Source organism: Leptospira langatensis (assembly GCF_004770615.1).
Lineage (GTDB): Bacteria > Spirochaetota > Leptospiria > Leptospirales > Leptospiraceae > Leptospira_B > Leptospira_B langatensis.
This window is the reverse complement of sequence record NZ_RQER01000006.1, coordinates 342,634-355,367: the sequence shown is the minus strand read 5'-3', so window position 1 is coordinate 355,367 and position 12,734 is coordinate 342,634. Positions and strand designations below refer to the sequence as shown.

The 12,734-nt window shown below is 44.8% G+C and carries 17 protein-coding genes; 7 read left to right on the top strand and 10 right to left on the bottom strand.

Annotated elements, in window-relative coordinates:
- The 3 genes from EHO57_RS10965 to EHO57_RS10955 are packed head-to-tail and all read left to right on the top strand — an operon-like array spanning position 1 to position 1,216.
- Entirely contained in the window at positions 1-600 is a 600-nt protein-coding gene (locus EHO57_RS10965; RefSeq protein ID WP_135645461.1) for a tetratricopeptide repeat protein, read from the top strand.
- Entirely contained in the window at positions 600-803 is a 204-nt protein-coding gene (locus EHO57_RS10960) for a CopG family transcriptional regulator (RefSeq protein ID WP_167882269.1), read from the top strand. The genes EHO57_RS10965 and EHO57_RS10960 overlap by 1 nt, the downstream gene beginning before the upstream one ends.
- Positions 800-1,216 carry a hypothetical protein gene (locus EHO57_RS10955; RefSeq protein WP_135644809.1) on the top strand — a complete coding sequence of 139 codons (417 nt, stop codon included), beginning with the start codon at positions 800-802 and terminating at the stop codon, positions 1,214-1,216. Before EHO57_RS10960 ends, EHO57_RS10955 begins: the two co-directional genes overlap by 4 nt.
- On the opposite strand, the gene EHO57_RS10950 is transcribed toward EHO57_RS10955, so the two are convergent.
- The 4 genes from EHO57_RS10950 to serC all read right to left on the bottom strand — a co-directional run bounded on the left by EHO57_RS10950 (position 1,178) and on the right by serC (position 5,274).
- On the bottom strand, positions 1,178-3,061 hold the full coding sequence (locus tag EHO57_RS10950) for a fibronectin type III domain-containing protein (RefSeq protein ID WP_135644811.1): 1,884 nt from the start codon (positions 3,059-3,061) through the stop codon (positions 1,178-1,180). The two genes, EHO57_RS10955 and EHO57_RS10950, sit on opposite strands and share 39 nt — an antisense overlap.
- A 17-nt stretch (positions 3,062-3,078) precedes the next feature.
- Positions 3,079-3,513 carry a ribose 5-phosphate isomerase B gene (gene rpiB / locus EHO57_RS10945; RefSeq protein ID WP_135644813.1) on the bottom strand — a complete coding sequence of 145 codons (435 nt, stop codon included), beginning with the start codon at positions 3,511-3,513 and terminating at the stop codon, positions 3,079-3,081.
- A gap of 79 nt (positions 3,514-3,592) precedes the next feature.
- Entirely contained in the window at positions 3,593-4,168 is a 576-nt protein-coding gene (locus tag EHO57_RS10940) for a hypothetical protein (RefSeq protein ID WP_135644815.1), read from the bottom strand.
- Between the two features lie 14 nt (positions 4,169-4,182).
- Positions 4,183-5,274 carry a 3-phosphoserine/phosphohydroxythreonine transaminase gene (gene serC / locus EHO57_RS10935; protein ID WP_135644817.1) on the bottom strand — a complete coding sequence of 364 codons (1,092 nt, stop codon included), beginning with the start codon at positions 5,272-5,274 and terminating at the stop codon, positions 4,183-4,185.
- Between the two features lie 169 nt (positions 5,275-5,443).
- Here serC and EHO57_RS10930 point away from each other — a divergent pair, with 169 nt between their 5' ends.
- The gene (locus tag EHO57_RS10930) at positions 5,444-7,126 is read left to right on the top strand and encodes a P83/100 family protein (protein ID WP_135644819.1); all 1,683 of its coding nucleotides are present in this window, start codon (positions 5,444-5,446) and stop codon (positions 7,124-7,126) included.
- Between the two features lie 70 nt (positions 7,127-7,196).
- Here the strand turns inward: EHO57_RS10930 and EHO57_RS10925 are convergent, their stop codons facing one another.
- The 5 genes from EHO57_RS10925 to flgB all read right to left on the bottom strand — a co-directional run bounded on the left by EHO57_RS10925 (position 7,197) and on the right by flgB (position 10,151).
- Positions 7,197-7,625 (bottom strand): DUF4345 family protein, encoded by a 429-nt coding sequence (locus EHO57_RS10925; RefSeq protein WP_135644821.1) that lies wholly within the window; start codon positions 7,623-7,625, stop codon positions 7,197-7,199.
- Positions 7,626-7,690: 65 nt separating this feature from the next.
- Positions 7,691-8,767 carry a helix-turn-helix domain-containing protein gene (locus EHO57_RS10920; RefSeq protein WP_135644823.1) on the bottom strand — a complete coding sequence of 359 codons (1,077 nt, stop codon included), beginning with the start codon at positions 8,765-8,767 and terminating at the stop codon, positions 7,691-7,693.
- 55 nt (positions 8,768-8,822) lie between these two features.
- Entirely contained in the window at positions 8,823-9,203 is a 381-nt protein-coding gene (gene fliE, locus EHO57_RS10915) for a flagellar hook-basal body complex protein FliE (RefSeq protein ID WP_135644825.1), read from the bottom strand.
- A 14-nt stretch (positions 9,204-9,217) separates the two neighbouring features.
- Positions 9,218-9,679 carry a flagellar basal body rod protein FlgC gene (gene flgC / locus EHO57_RS10910; RefSeq protein WP_135644827.1) on the bottom strand — a complete coding sequence of 154 codons (462 nt, stop codon included), beginning with the start codon at positions 9,677-9,679 and terminating at the stop codon, positions 9,218-9,220.
- Positions 9,680-9,719: 40 nt separating this feature from the next.
- On the bottom strand, positions 9,720-10,151 hold the full coding sequence (gene flgB / locus EHO57_RS10905; protein WP_135644829.1) for a flagellar basal body rod protein FlgB: 432 nt from the start codon (positions 10,149-10,151) through the stop codon (positions 9,720-9,722).
- Positions 10,152-10,261: 110 nt separating this feature from the next.
- Here flgB and EHO57_RS10900 point away from each other — a divergent pair, with 110 nt between their 5' ends.
- From EHO57_RS10900 to EHO57_RS10890, 3 genes are all read left to right on the top strand, one after another.
- Positions 10,262-10,552 carry an STAS domain-containing protein gene (locus tag EHO57_RS10900; protein WP_135585170.1) on the top strand — a complete coding sequence of 97 codons (291 nt, stop codon included), beginning with the start codon at positions 10,262-10,264 and terminating at the stop codon, positions 10,550-10,552.
- 75 nt (positions 10,553-10,627) lie between these two features.
- On the top strand, positions 10,628-11,032 hold the full coding sequence (locus EHO57_RS10895; RefSeq protein ID WP_246050649.1) for an LIC10301 family lipoprotein: 405 nt from the start codon (positions 10,628-10,630) through the stop codon (positions 11,030-11,032).
- Positions 11,029-12,135, top strand: a complete 1,107-nt coding sequence (locus tag EHO57_RS10890) for a tetratricopeptide repeat protein (protein WP_135644833.1) — start codon at positions 11,029-11,031, stop codon at positions 12,133-12,135. Before EHO57_RS10895 ends, EHO57_RS10890 begins: the two co-directional genes overlap by 4 nt.
- A 93-nt stretch (positions 12,136-12,228) precedes the next feature.
- On the opposite strand, the gene EHO57_RS10885 is transcribed toward EHO57_RS10890, so the two are convergent.
- Complete coding sequence (locus EHO57_RS10885; RefSeq protein ID WP_135644835.1) at positions 12,229-12,651, bottom strand: YbaN family protein; 423 nt, start codon at positions 12,649-12,651, stop codon at positions 12,229-12,231.
- Positions 12,652-12,734 lie beyond the last annotated feature (83 nt).

Genomic DNA, 12,734 nt, shown 5'->3' with positions numbered 1-12,734 from the left:
ATTTTCTTAATACGCCTCTTAGGAGTTCTATCTCTTCTTCTATTCTCGGTTTCCGTTTTTGCCCAAGAGGAGAACCGTAGGGAATGGAATAAGGCGGCTAAAGAAAAGATCCTAGCTTTTCAACAGAATGGGAAAGAAGCGGAGAGTCTTCCCTTTCTGGAAGAATATGTGAAGAAGAACCCGAGTGAGCTGATGTTCCGTCTCTACTTGGCTCGCGCTCTTTTTTGGAGGGCCGATCTTCCTCTTCCCGAGCATTCCGAAGACGTATTCTCGCGCATGGAAAAGATCAAGGCTATCCGCGAGAACTATCTGAGATCTGCCGGCATTTTCGAAGAGGCCTTGGGGCATTTGAGTAAGATCGCTCCCAGAGATCCGGACCTGGGAAAATGGCTTTTTCTTTGGGCCATGACCGAATGGTATGCGGGAAGAGAGGACAGGGCGATCCAGCTTTTTAAGAAAGCATTCAAGCAGGATTTTCGTTTGAACCAGGCCAATTTCAATATTGCCGCGATCTATGAGAGCCTAGGTCAGATCGTAGATTCTAAAATTTATTACGGAACCTACTTGAAAAACGAAAAGGAACTGAAAGAAGAGGAGTAATGGCACGTGTCGAAAGAAGATTTCAAATGCTCCTCACGGAAGAGGAATTCGAACTATTAAGGACCGAAGCGGAGAAAAGAGAGCTCTCCGCCTCCGAGCTGCTTCGCACTTGCTTTCGAAACGAGATCTTCCGATCCGATTCCTACCAAAGATTGGAAGCCTTGAGAGAGCTGACTAGAATCTATCCGGAAGCTTCTGCTTGAAATTACTATTGTCCTCAGAATGTTTCAAAGAGCTGGTCAGAGGTTCTGCGACTTCTAGACGCTCTGTCTTTTCGGCAATGGAATCCCTCACGAAAAAGAATCATCTATTTGTATTAGCCCTTCCGAGTTTAGAAAACCTATTAGCAAAAGAATCGGATCCTGTGAAACGGGAGATCCTTTGGAATCAGGCCAAGAATTTATTCTTAGAATTCCTTCCTGTTCGAAAAGAGGAGATCAGTCTCGCGATCCGACTTTCTTCTTCTACTTCTTTGCGCTGGGAAGAATGGGTGGAAGTTGCTACAGCCTCTCTTGCGGATCTGGATGGAATACTTTGTCTGGATCGGAAGTGGAAGGAGCAGAGCCTGGTAAAAATACTACTCGCTCAGGAAGTAGACCTCGACGGGGTCGCTTAAAGGACTCAACTGGTCCGCACCCGTCGAAGGATCGTAGAAAGAATTATAGGCTGCGATCTTGAAATAGAACGTTAGACCCTTCTGTAGGAATAAAAGCTTTTTATCGTACGGATCTTTTAGCGGTTTTCGTTTTCCCTTTCCTTTTTTGGGCTTAGGAAGATCTTCCGAATCTTCTTCCGGTTTCTCTGCGTTCAGACTGATGAGTCGATTGTCCACGCATTGGCAGAGTTTTGGTCCACTCATTTCGTTCCGTTTCGGACAAGATGAATCCTCTCCCTGGATCGGATCCAGATATTCGCTCATGGCTAGCTTGGTCTTTCCGTTCGTGGTTAGAACAGGCATTTTGCCTTTTTCTAATTCTTTGCTCGTGCCTTTTAGAATGCCCACCATTCGATTCGGACCCACGCCGTAGTGGATCACATATCCGCCTTTTTGTTGTACATTCCTTTCTGGGTTCGGAGTCCAGCTCAGGCAGACCCGAGGGCTGTCCCCTGCTTCCGGATAGCTGTCGTCGAAATAGACTACCTTCAAGCCCATAGGTTTGACGGGAGGAAGGGTTTCTTTATAAGAAAAAGATAATGCTTCTAGTTCCGGACTGGTCTTTGCTAATGAGTCCGCTTTGAATTTCACTTTTACCTGATAGTATTTGAATCCGGGAACTTTACCGTTCCAGATCCGATCCAAAGGAATTCTATAGCTGGATGCCTTCCCTCTAGGAGCGGACTCCTCCTCGGTTTCTCGGGCTGGATCGTCTTCTTTATATTCCTCTTCTATCTTTCTAAGGTCGACGGATCTCCAGGCAGGTCCTTCCTCCGTTCTTCCGAAGATCTTAGGAGAAAAACGGAAATACAGCTCAAGCACGGAAGACTTGGGTACATTCGCCTTTATGAAGACGCTTTCAGGAAATGAATTGGTATATTTAGTACGATATACAGGAGAGAGAGCCGTTCCGAATTTTGCTTCAGCAGTAAAGGAAGAAGGATCGTACTTTTGTCCTTCGTAGGAAGTAGAAAGCGCTTCCGGATCGGGCGCACCCTTCGCGACCAAGAAATCATCCAACCATCCGTAAAAGCTTTCTCCTATTTTGAAGGGAGTGCTGTCTTCCGGATGGAATCCGATCCGGACAATCGGTTCCTTGTTAGAAACGGAGGATCTATCTACTTCCTTTCCGTTGATATAGAAGACTACTTCTCTTTGGGCGGGGCGGATCTGTATAATGAAATGATTCCATTCGGAGCGGGAGATCCTGGATCTTCCCGCAAGTTTCAGAGAGACATGGGTCTTGTCTTCTTTTTGGAAAAAGTTACGGAATTCTAATATAGGGATCTCGTCCTTGATCCTGAGATCCCAGCCGAACTTTCGTCCTCTGGTATATAATTCCTTAGAAAGAAGGACGGCTTCCTTGTCCAGGGTCCCAGGCAACAAGAAGAAGGAGATATAAAATTCCTCTTTGATATCCGAGCTGGTCAGTATTCCTTTTGTCTTGCCGGAGATCTTAATCCCGGAGCGTTTGCCCACGAATCCCGCCGATTTCTTTCCCGAGTGAGACTTGCTTGGATCTGGTAAATAAGAAGAAGATAATATTCTATAGCCGCCGGCCTTGTCCGCAAGGTCCGAGGCTTCTTTTTCTTCGAAGTCTAAGAATAGATCCGCGCCTTCTTTTCTATCTCTTGGGCTTAGATCCAATTTGGGAGTCCCATTCTCCGTTGTACTCAGACGGATCTGTTTTAAGACAAAGGAACTTAAGGAGAAGGAATTTGTCTCCGCGGAGATAGTGGAGACGATCAGGACAGCGAAACAAATTAAACCGACCAGAGAGATTGGTAATAAGACTTTGTTTCGCATCCCAGAATATGATCCGATTAAACGATGGTGTCTAACTGTCCCACTCTTCTTTCATGGCGTCCAGCCTCGAAAGTAGTGGTGAGCCATTTTTGCACGATGCGAACTGCGAGGTCTTTTCCAAGAACCCTTCCGCCTAATACAAGAACGTTTGCGTTATTATGCCTGCGGGACATTTCGGCAGTGAACTCGTCGTGGCAGAGAGCCGCTCGGATCCCCTTATGGCGGTTGGCTGCGATAGAAGCGCCGATCCCTGTTCCGCAAAGGGCGATCAATCCTTCCACTTCGTTAGAAAGAACTTTTTTACAGGCTTCTGCAATGATTAAGGGATAGTCTACGGAGGATTCGTCCTTTGTTCCGTAGTCAACGATCTCAACGGAGTTTCCTAATTCTTTTCGGAGGTATTCTTTTAGTTCGAAACCGCCGTGATCGGAAGCGATACCAATTTTTTTCATGTTCTAAGGGTACCGTACCTACGAGAATTCCCCCGTTCAAGCAATTTACAGTAGAATGACGAAAAAGAAGAAAAAGACCTTAATCGAATAAAGCTTCTTTGATAAAGTCGGGAGCGATCTGATAGAATTCCCAATGCTGCAGAAAGATCGCTAGGTACGTACTTTGGAAGGAAGAAAAAGGTAAGGGTCTGTCCGATAAGGATTCCAACTCCGCTCGGTTGAGCCTGGACAATAGCTCTTTCTTTGCGCTTAAGAATGTACGGAGAGTCTTTTCTTCGTAAGCGGAAAGTCGGATGGTCTTTTCGTCGGAGAGTAGATGATTCTCATAATGAGAGTACAGTGCGTCTCTTAGATCCCTGTGCCTCATATGATCCAAGATCAGAGTGTTCTTATCTTCCTTGGAAAGATTCAGTTTTTGGACGCAGTCCAGACTTTTGAGTAGGGACCTGGCCTCTTCTTCTGCGAGAAGATCGGCAAGCTTGGTTCGTTCTTCGGGAGAAAGTTTGGATTTATAGAAATCCTTTACTTCTTTGGAACCATTCCCTGCGGAGAAACAGTTCCCAGTGCTAATGCTCGTACGAAAGAATAAGGGAGCCGAGGAAAGGCTTTGCAAACCGAATAGAAGAAGACTGAGAATGCAAAGGTTCCGTTTCATCTGCGTAGCCTCGATCAAGCCTTCTTCTCGAATTCCTTCATGTAATCGATAAGAGCGACGACGCCTTCTCTTGGCATTGCGTTGTAAATCGAAGCTCTGAGTCCGCCTACTAATCTATGACCTTCCAATCCGACGAGTCCTTTCTCTTCCGCACCGGCTAAGAACTTGGACTCCAGATTTTTATCTTGGAGAGTGAAGACCACGTTCATAACGGATCTGCTAGAAGGTTTCACAGCAGCCTGATAGAAGGAAGTGGTGTCCAGATAATCGTAGAGAAGTTTGGCCTTCTCCTCATTGATCTTTTCGATCGCATCTATTCCGCCTTTTTCCTTGAGCCATTCGAAGACCAATTTGGACATATAAATAGAGTAAGTAGGGGGAGTATTGTACATGGATTTATTCTTTGCGGTCAAAGCGTAATCCATCAGGACAGGGATGGTTCTCTTGGAACGTCCCAAAAGATCTTTACGAATAATTAATACACTCAGACCGGAAGGCCCGATATTCTTCTGGGCTCCGGCAAAGATCGCCCCGAATTGACTGATATCGATCTTGCGAGAAAGGATCTCGGAAGTCATATCTGCGATCAAAGGAGCCTTGGTGAGTTTCGGGAATTTAGGATAACGAGATCCTAATAGAGTATTATTGGAAGTGATATACACATAGGCCGCTCCCGGATTCACCATGGAGTCGTCCAGCTCGGGAACCTCGGTGTATTTATGATCTTCGCCGTCGTAGATCTTTTTTACGGGATTGAAACGAAGCGCTTCTTCCATCGCCTTCTTGGCCCAGATCCCAGTGATCGCAAAATCAGCGGACTCACCTTCGTGCAATAAATTGAGGGGGAGGGCGGAGAAGTGAAGGCTCGCACCCGCGGATAGAAACATAATTTCGTAATTTTCAGGAACGGAAAGTAGTTCTCTCAAGAGTGCCAGAGATTCGTCCAGGACCTTCTCGAAAAGCTTTCCTCTATGGCTCACTTCCATGATGGACATGCCGGAACGTCTGTAGTTTAGGAACTCGGAGGCTGCCTTCTCCATAACTGGGGTAGGTAACATAGCCGGGCCACCGTAGAAATTGTAAATTCGACGTTCAAATTCGCTCATGAGGTTAAGGTAAAAACCCAGTCCTGAGAGGCAACTTTCTTCCGAGGGAGCATCCCAGGAAGCATGGAAAAATCCTTGGCAGAGTCCTTGCTAAAATCGTATGATAGCGAATCGTATCCCGATTCCTTTTTTTCAGGGATATATCTGCGTTTCTAAGGAGTTCCTCATCATGTCACGGATTCGACTGGCAGTATTCATTTTCTTTGCAGGGAGTTTGGTGCTTCCTTTGCTCGCTCAAGGCGGACCCAGATTGGGAGAAAGAGAAGTTCGATCTTCCGGAAAAGTAAACTTCGTAAACAGATCTGCTGCGAGAGCGGATGAAGAGACAAAGGGTAGCAATGCTAAGACCGGAGCAGCCCTCGCCGAGGCTTTGAAGAAGGATCCGAAATCTCCTGCAAGCACGGACGGGATCACTGCGATCCGAATTCTTCCGGAAGAAAAGAAGTTCGGAGCCGACCTGATCAGCCTAGGAAAAGATGCCGAGTACGGACATATTAATTCCGTACAAAGGATCATCGCAGGCTATGTAAAATCCAATTTCGGGTATTCGGAACAGAACTCGGAAACACTCGCAACCTATATTCTATATTACAATGCGATCCATCGCAAGAATGCAAATTACGTAAAACGCAAATACAACGACGAGGTCGTGAAGAATGTCGAGGCCGATAAGATCGGTATCGCTAGACGTTATACGGATTGGGCGGGAAAGACCCAGATCATTATTCCAATTGTCGCAAGCATTCTCTCCGAAGACGGAAAGGATCTGCATACGGACGAGCTAGAGCACGAAGTCAACAAGGACCTGGACAAAAAGAAAGAAGGCCAAGAAGACAAGAAGAAAATGGACGATCTCCAGCGACAAAAGTTGGAAGATGAAAAGCGCAAGCTCCAAGAAAAGAAAGATGAGAACAAAAAACAACAAGAAGCTGCTTCTCAAAAAGACAGAGCCGCAGAGAAAGAATTACAAGAGCTGAACAAGGATCCTGTTAAGAACAAACAGAAGATCGCGCAAAAGCAAGAAGAGCGTAAAACTGCTCAACAGCAGCAACAAGCCGCTAAGAAAGAAGAGCAACAGTTAAAAGAAAAAGAAAAGGAGATCGCTAAGAAGGAAGAGTCCCGTAAATCGGATTCCAAATCTTCTTCCTCATCTTCCTCTTCGAGCGATTCAAAGAAGGATTCTCCTTCTTCTTCCGGAGGTTCTAGCAGTTCCTCTAAATCGGATGATAATAAATCCAAAGAAGAATTGAAGAAGGAACTCTCCGATACCAAGAAAGAACTGGAAACCGTTAAGGAAGAACAGAAGCAGAAAGAAGACTTCGACAAAAACGTGGTCGGAGGAAAGATCCTCTTCTTAAAAACTCTGAAGTATACGTCCGACGGACATTATAGCAACGAACTCCAATTATTGGACCCTGCAAAAGACGATACCATCTTCAAAGGGGACTTCAATAAGATCTGCGGACGTACCTTTGAAGTCGTAGATGGAAAGGCCTTGGTAGTAGGTTACGAGTCGGACCACTCTGCCGCTCATAAATTGATCCTGATCGATCAAGAGACCTTAAAGCCTGCGGTTTGGTCCGCTGATTCCGTGTTCTGGCGTTCTCCTATGATCCTGAAAGGAGAGGATATCTACGCATTCGAAGAAAGGAATGGAAAATATTTCCTGAGCCGCTTCGATAAGGGCCTGAAGAAGACCGCAGGAACGGAAGAGGAGATCTCTCCTAACTCCAACGTTACTTTCTTTGGTGAGAAGATCTATGTGACCGGAAAAGAAGAAGCTTCCGGTAAAACCGAGATCGCAGTGTTTAACAAGGCGGATCTGAAACTTCTCAAGAAGATCAAGCCGTAAAGATCCGGAAAATTAGGATCGTCTACGGTCCATAAATGAGAAAGGCGGGTTTCATCCCGCCTTTTTTGTTTTATCGTTTCTTCAAGAGCCAGAGTCCTATACAGACCGAGCCGATCTCGGTGATCATGCTTAGATAAATGTATTCGTTTCCGGGACCATCCAATAACAGTGTATAGAGTCTTGCTAGAAAAAGACCTCCCGCGCTGGCAACGGAAAGTAAGATCGCCGGGATCTTAAAATCCTCTTTGTTCAAACCGTAAAAGATCAGCAGTCCTACTCCGAAGCACATTCCTCCATACATCGCTCTAAGATCCGCTAATGCCGCGCTGGAATGGACGGAGAGTCCGATCATTCCCGCCAAAGGGACCGGAAACAGGAAGAAAGCGATCGTAAATGCGAGATAAACGGCAAGGTTCATCCCGAGAAAGACCTTAGTTATTAAGCCGATCCAAGGCGAAGTCTCTGATCTGCCTGTCGTAGAGATTGTATGTGTTTGCATTTGATTTCCTCTCAAGGAGTTGATGAGAAGAAGATACGACAAAGAAAAGTCCTCGTCGTCCGGCGTTATAAAGGCTTATACATTTTTCGAAAGGAAATCGGAGTTTTTTGGGTAATCCTTAAAAAAGCCTCATTAAAGGAAGAGCGGTTATTGAACCCGACCGTCATCGCAATCTCTAGAACTGTTTTGTCTGTTCCTTTAAGAAGTTCCTTTGCATCCTCTATCCTATGCTGATTGATAAAAGAAAAGTATCCTTTGCCTAAGCGGTTGTTTAATAGTTCCGACAATTGATGCGATGTGATGGAAAGTTCCTTGGCGAGTTCGGCAAGGGTCAGATCTTCCCTTCTATGCAACTTCTCCGCGTAAAATAGACGATCTAAATTTTCCAGGATCGGTTCGGTGTTCATACCTTGGAGCCTAGAACGCGCATATTTAGCCTGTATCAAGTCGGAACGCAACACTTCCGGAAGATCGAAATACTTTCTACGTATATAATATACTAGAGAAACTGCGAGAGAAACAACAACGAGAGAAAGCTTCAAGAAGATCGGATGGTATAGCAAACCTAAGATCCCTAGAACGGAAACTAGAAGCGAATCCAAGCAGAAGATCGTGAATAGGAATTTGGCCCTAGCTTCTTTTATTACTAAAAGCGCCTTCAAGATAGGGAAGGAAAAGCTAAGAGAAAAAAAACCTGCGCCTAAGTAGAGGAGTCCTAACCCGGAAAAAGCAGGACCCGAACCGATCCCAAAATTCCAAGGAGGTCTTACATATTCTCCGCTACTTCTAAAATAGATCGAAGCTCCGAGCGCTAGCAGGCTAGGTAAAAAGAAAATAAGATGCCGACTTCGGAATCTAAAATCGTCTTCGGAAAGAGATAGAACCGTGAGAAAAGCAAAGGCCGGTGGAAGATAGAGCAAGGGTAGGGTCCAAAATTTCAAGGCCTGGTCTTGGCCAGAATTTTGGTTCAATACCAACGAACTAGAAAGCTGCATACAACCTATGCTTGCTAGAGTAAGTGCTAAAAATACTTGGAATAGGTTCCTTCTATCCGAAGGAAATTCTCCTACAAAGAGAAGAAGAGATAGGAATCCTCCAAATAGAATGAGCCCATCAAGGAACCAACCAAACAGATCGGACATGGTCCCATCCTATTCCTAAGAAGGAATAGTCGAATCTAAAATTAGTTTAGAAAGATTATCTCATCGAAGTGAGATCTCTATAAGCTCTGACTACACCATCAGCCAATGTTTTGGTGAAGGTCAGCGCCACTCTCGCTTTCTCGGATGCGATCATGACTTCGTGAGCGTCCACGCTGTTCGGATCATAGACCATTTTTTGGGTCAGATTATCTGCTTCTACTTGCAGATCGTTTACGGATTGAAATGCGTTTCTCATCGCTTCCGAAAAGCTTTCGGCAACGAAATCGGGAGAGACAGGCTCTTTTACGTCGGCGTAATGACGATCGTCTTGTACATTTACGCTCACCTTATCTCCTTTTGGAGAAAGAGGAAAACGGGAATCGGAATAACCTGAATTATAAGTGTACCATAGTTTGGAATTGAAGTCTACTTGCATTAGAATCTCCTAAATTACGCTCTTCCGATTTCCAGAGCCTTATTGAACATTGCCTTGGAGCCGTTGATCATCTGTACGTTTGCCTCGTAGGAACGTGAAGCAGAGATCATGTCCGTCATTTCGGTGACTATATTTACGTTCGGCATTTCTACATAGCCTTTTTTAGGACCGATCTGTATGGAATCCGGGTGGGTCGGGTCGTAAACCAATCGGAGAGGGCTCATGTCCTTCTCGATCTTCATTACCTTTACTCCTCTTCCTTCGCCAGCGTCTAGGCCGAAAGGATAGACAGGACTTCTCCATTGGGTCCTGAGATTGACCGGAGTGAGAACGACTCTGTCCCTACGAAACGGTCCATCTCCGTTCGTATTACGAGTCGTAGTGGCGTTCGCGATATTGTTTCCGATAACGTCCATCCGGAGCCTTTGTGCGGAAAGCCCGGTGGCGGAAGTATTGATTGCAGTAAAAAGTCCCATGATCCTTCCCTTATTTCTTAGCTATGTCGCCAAAGCGAGATTAGGCTAGCCTCATTACGTTCTTTAAATCCCTGAAGTTCGCATTCAGTCTTTCTGACATCATCATGTACTGCATTTGGGAATTGGATGCATCCACGACTTCCTTTTCAGGATCCACGTTATTCCCATCGGCTCTCATTGTAGTCAGGTAGTCTACCTGGGCCTTCGGTTTTACGGTACGATAATCTAATGGAGTAAAAAATGATATATGACGTTCGTCTTCGATACGCGTAGGAATTGCTTTGGATTCCTCGATCTTCTCGGATTCCAACGCTCGCTTTATCATGGATTCGAAAACTACTTCACTTCTCTTGAAATGAGGAACATCTGCATTTGCGATGTTATCGGAAATTACCCTTCTTTTTAAAGAAGCGGTATTCATTCCTCTTTCCAACAGGTCCTGGGTCTTCATGAAAAGGGTTTTTTGGAACATAAAGCTCTCCCGAATAAAATTTCGGTTGAATTTCAAATTTCCCGAAGATAAAAAAAGGAATCTGGCCGAAAATTTTAGCTGAGAGGCCGAAAAAAGGGATATAACTGAAAATGGCAGAACATTCGGAGATTATCGAGATCAAACCGGAACTAACAGCCCTTTTCAATGACTATTATGCGTTCAGAAACGAGCTGATGGACGCGATCGCCAAAAAACCCAAGAAAATCGTCTTGGATCTGGGCAAAATCCCTGTGATGAACTCTATCTCCATCAGTTCCTTGGTTTGGTTCTGTAAAAACGCCAAATCGGAAGGAATAGAGATCGATATCCGAGAGATCCATCCGGATCTTCTGAAAACCTTCGAAGTATTGAAGATAGACGAGTACTTTCAGCGAATTTAAAGTAGGGGCGTATCTATCCTTCTCCGAGCTCGGAATTCCCTGGACATCTTTCTTAGGCCGGTTAGCCTGGCTCCCATGAAAAAAATTCTTTTTTCTCTCCTGATCTTTTCCTTTGCGATCGGTTGTTCCGCTCCTATACAGGAAAGGATCCTTGGGATCTGGGAAAGAACCTCCACTTGCACTCCTGAAGGACAATGCCAAGACGCCGTCGCAGGCAAGGCTTCTAAGCTGACCCTTCTTCGTCCCGGACTTGCGATCTATGAAAATCCGGAAGATTCCGAAAAGCAAAGAAAGATCGAATACGAGTTATTCGAGAAGAATACGAAATCCAATTCTCCGGAGCTATTGTTCCGTTTCCTGAATCTAGGCTTTCAGATCCGCTACATTATCCTGAAAGCGGATAGGGATAAATTGGAGCTTTTCAATCCGGATCTGAACAATACGGAGATCTATAAGAAGGTTGGCGTCGTAGCCGAATGATCCTTTGCAGAGAAAAGATACTTCTTCTTTTCTTTAGTTCCGTTCTTGTCTTGGGGACTTCTTTGCAAGCCAAGGAAGCCGAGGCGGGAGCGGATGAGAACCAGTCGATCATTGCTCCTTCTCCCGAAGGAGAACTTCCTCCTCCTCCGCAACCTACGGATCAGAGCGAACTTTCACGTAGGAAGTACCAGATCCTTGCCTTGAATACGGAAACGATCAATCTATTAAGATCTAATAATCTTTCTAAGGCACAGGCAAATATCGAGAAACTGAAAAAACTGGATCCGGATTGTTTGGAATTCCATTATCTGACGGGCGCTTATTTGTACGCTCTCGGAAGATATCCTCAATCCAAAAAGGCTTTACTCAAGGCCGTAGAATTGAATCCGGGACATGATCCTTCCTATTATTTGCTCGGAATGATCTTCGTAAGAAGAAGCAAATGGGAATCTTCCGTTCCTTATTTCCAGAAAGCAGTGGAGCTTGCGAATTATAATCCTTTCTACCGTTTAAATATGGCTCTTGCGTATTTCGAAACAGGACAGTATATCAAAGCAAAAGCCGAAGCGGAGAAGGGAATAGAACTAAAACCGAATTATAGAAATGCTAAATTAGTTTTATTGAAAGTAAATTTTCTATTGGGGAATAAGGCGGAGGCCTTGGCCCAATGCAAGGAATTCGCTAAAGAAGGATTCTTACATCGGGAATTTGCGCATATCTACGCTCGTCTGACTATGGATCTGGATAAGAATTTCAGAAAAGCGATCAAGCTGTATAACCAATTTCCGGATCTTTCCTTCAATGAGAAACGGTTTCTGGCACATGCATATTTTCATACTTCGAATTACAGGGCTTCCGCCAATACATACTCTGTCATAGCAGGGTCTAAGATCCTGTCCGAAGAGGACAAGATCAACTATCTTCGCTCTTTAGTCTTCATCCGAGATTATAGAAGATTGGAATTATTCGTAAGTTCTTGGATGGCGGAAGAACCGGAAAAGAAACTCAAGATCCAAGAAGCGTTGGATGTTGCTGAACTGATCAAAGATAACGATCCGAAAGTCTATCATATGCTTCCTTCTAGAAATCCTTACAATAATTGAGAAATCTTTCTTAAAGATCGGGGAAACCCTCTTTATCCGAATGGGAATGGAGGCCTCTCTGACTTGATTACATTCACGAGAGCATAATGAAGTTCAGTCTTCCTTCTTCTTAGTAGGAAAACGTAGGATATAAACGATCACGCAGATCCCTATGATTGCCATTCCGATCCGCACATAGATAATGGGGGCAAAGATCGCACTTATAGTCATTGTGATCACAATAGAAGCGACCGCGATGATCTTTGCCTTAAGCGGGATGGCTTTGTGAATTCTCCAGTCCCGGATAAAATTCCCAAAGTACTTATTGTTCATCAGCCAATTGTAAAATTTCTGAGAGGCTCGGGCATAACAGGCTGCCGTTAAGAGCAAAAACGGAGTCGTAGGAAGTACTGGGGTAAATATCCCGATAATCCCGAGTACAAGAGAAATAGTCCCAACGATGACGAGCAGATAACGCACAATGCTGTACCTGTGCAATCTAACTTCGTCGCTATAATCCTTGAATTCTTGAGCCAAGTTCTACCTCGTACGATCCGTTCATTTCGGCTTATTCCAATAAAAAAGGGAGGCAAGCCTCCCTTTTTCAAGAACCATTTCCT

Excerpts from the sequence above, each read along its gene's own strand:
- EHO57_RS10960 (WP_167882269.1), top strand. The coding sequence starts at position 600 with ATGGCACGTGTCGAAAGAAGATTTCAAATGCTCCTCACGGAAGAGGAA.
- EHO57_RS10950 (WP_135644811.1), bottom strand. The coding sequence starts at position 3,061 with ATGCGAAACAAAGTCTTATTACCAATCTCTCTGGTCGGTTTAATTTGT.
- rpiB (WP_135644813.1), bottom strand. The coding sequence starts at position 3,513 with ATGAAAAAAATTGGTATCGCTTCCGATCACGGCGGTTTCGAACTAAAA.
- EHO57_RS10940 (WP_135644815.1), bottom strand. The coding sequence starts at position 4,168 with ATGAAACGGAACCTTTGCATTCTCAGTCTTCTTCTATTCGGTTTGCAA.
- serC (WP_135644817.1), bottom strand. The coding sequence starts at position 5,274 with ATGAGCGAATTTGAACGTCGAATTTACAATTTCTACGGTGGCCCGGCT.
- EHO57_RS10930 (WP_135644819.1), top strand. The coding sequence starts at position 5,444 with ATGTCACGGATTCGACTGGCAGTATTCATTTTCTTTGCAGGGAGTTTG.
- EHO57_RS10925 (WP_135644821.1), bottom strand. The coding sequence starts at position 7,625 with ATGCAAACACATACAATCTCTACGACAGGCAGATCAGAGACTTCGCCT.
- EHO57_RS10920 (WP_135644823.1), bottom strand. The coding sequence starts at position 8,767 with ATGTCCGATCTGTTTGGTTGGTTCCTTGATGGGCTCATTCTATTTGGA.
- fliE (WP_135644825.1), bottom strand. The coding sequence starts at position 9,203 with ATGCAAGTAGACTTCAATTCCAAACTATGGTACACTTATAATTCAGGT.
- flgC (WP_135644827.1), bottom strand. The coding sequence starts at position 9,679 with ATGGGACTTTTTACTGCAATCAATACTTCCGCCACCGGGCTTTCCGCA.
- flgB (WP_135644829.1), bottom strand. The coding sequence starts at position 10,151 with ATGTTCCAAAAAACCCTTTTCATGAAGACCCAGGACCTGTTGGAAAGA.
- EHO57_RS10900 (WP_135585170.1), top strand. The coding sequence starts at position 10,262 with ATGGCAGAACATTCGGAGATTATCGAGATCAAACCGGAACTAACAGCC.
- EHO57_RS10895 (WP_246050649.1), top strand. The coding sequence starts at position 10,628 with ATGAAAAAAATTCTTTTTTCTCTCCTGATCTTTTCCTTTGCGATCGGT.
- EHO57_RS10890 (WP_135644833.1), top strand. The coding sequence starts at position 11,029 with ATGATCCTTTGCAGAGAAAAGATACTTCTTCTTTTCTTTAGTTCCGTT.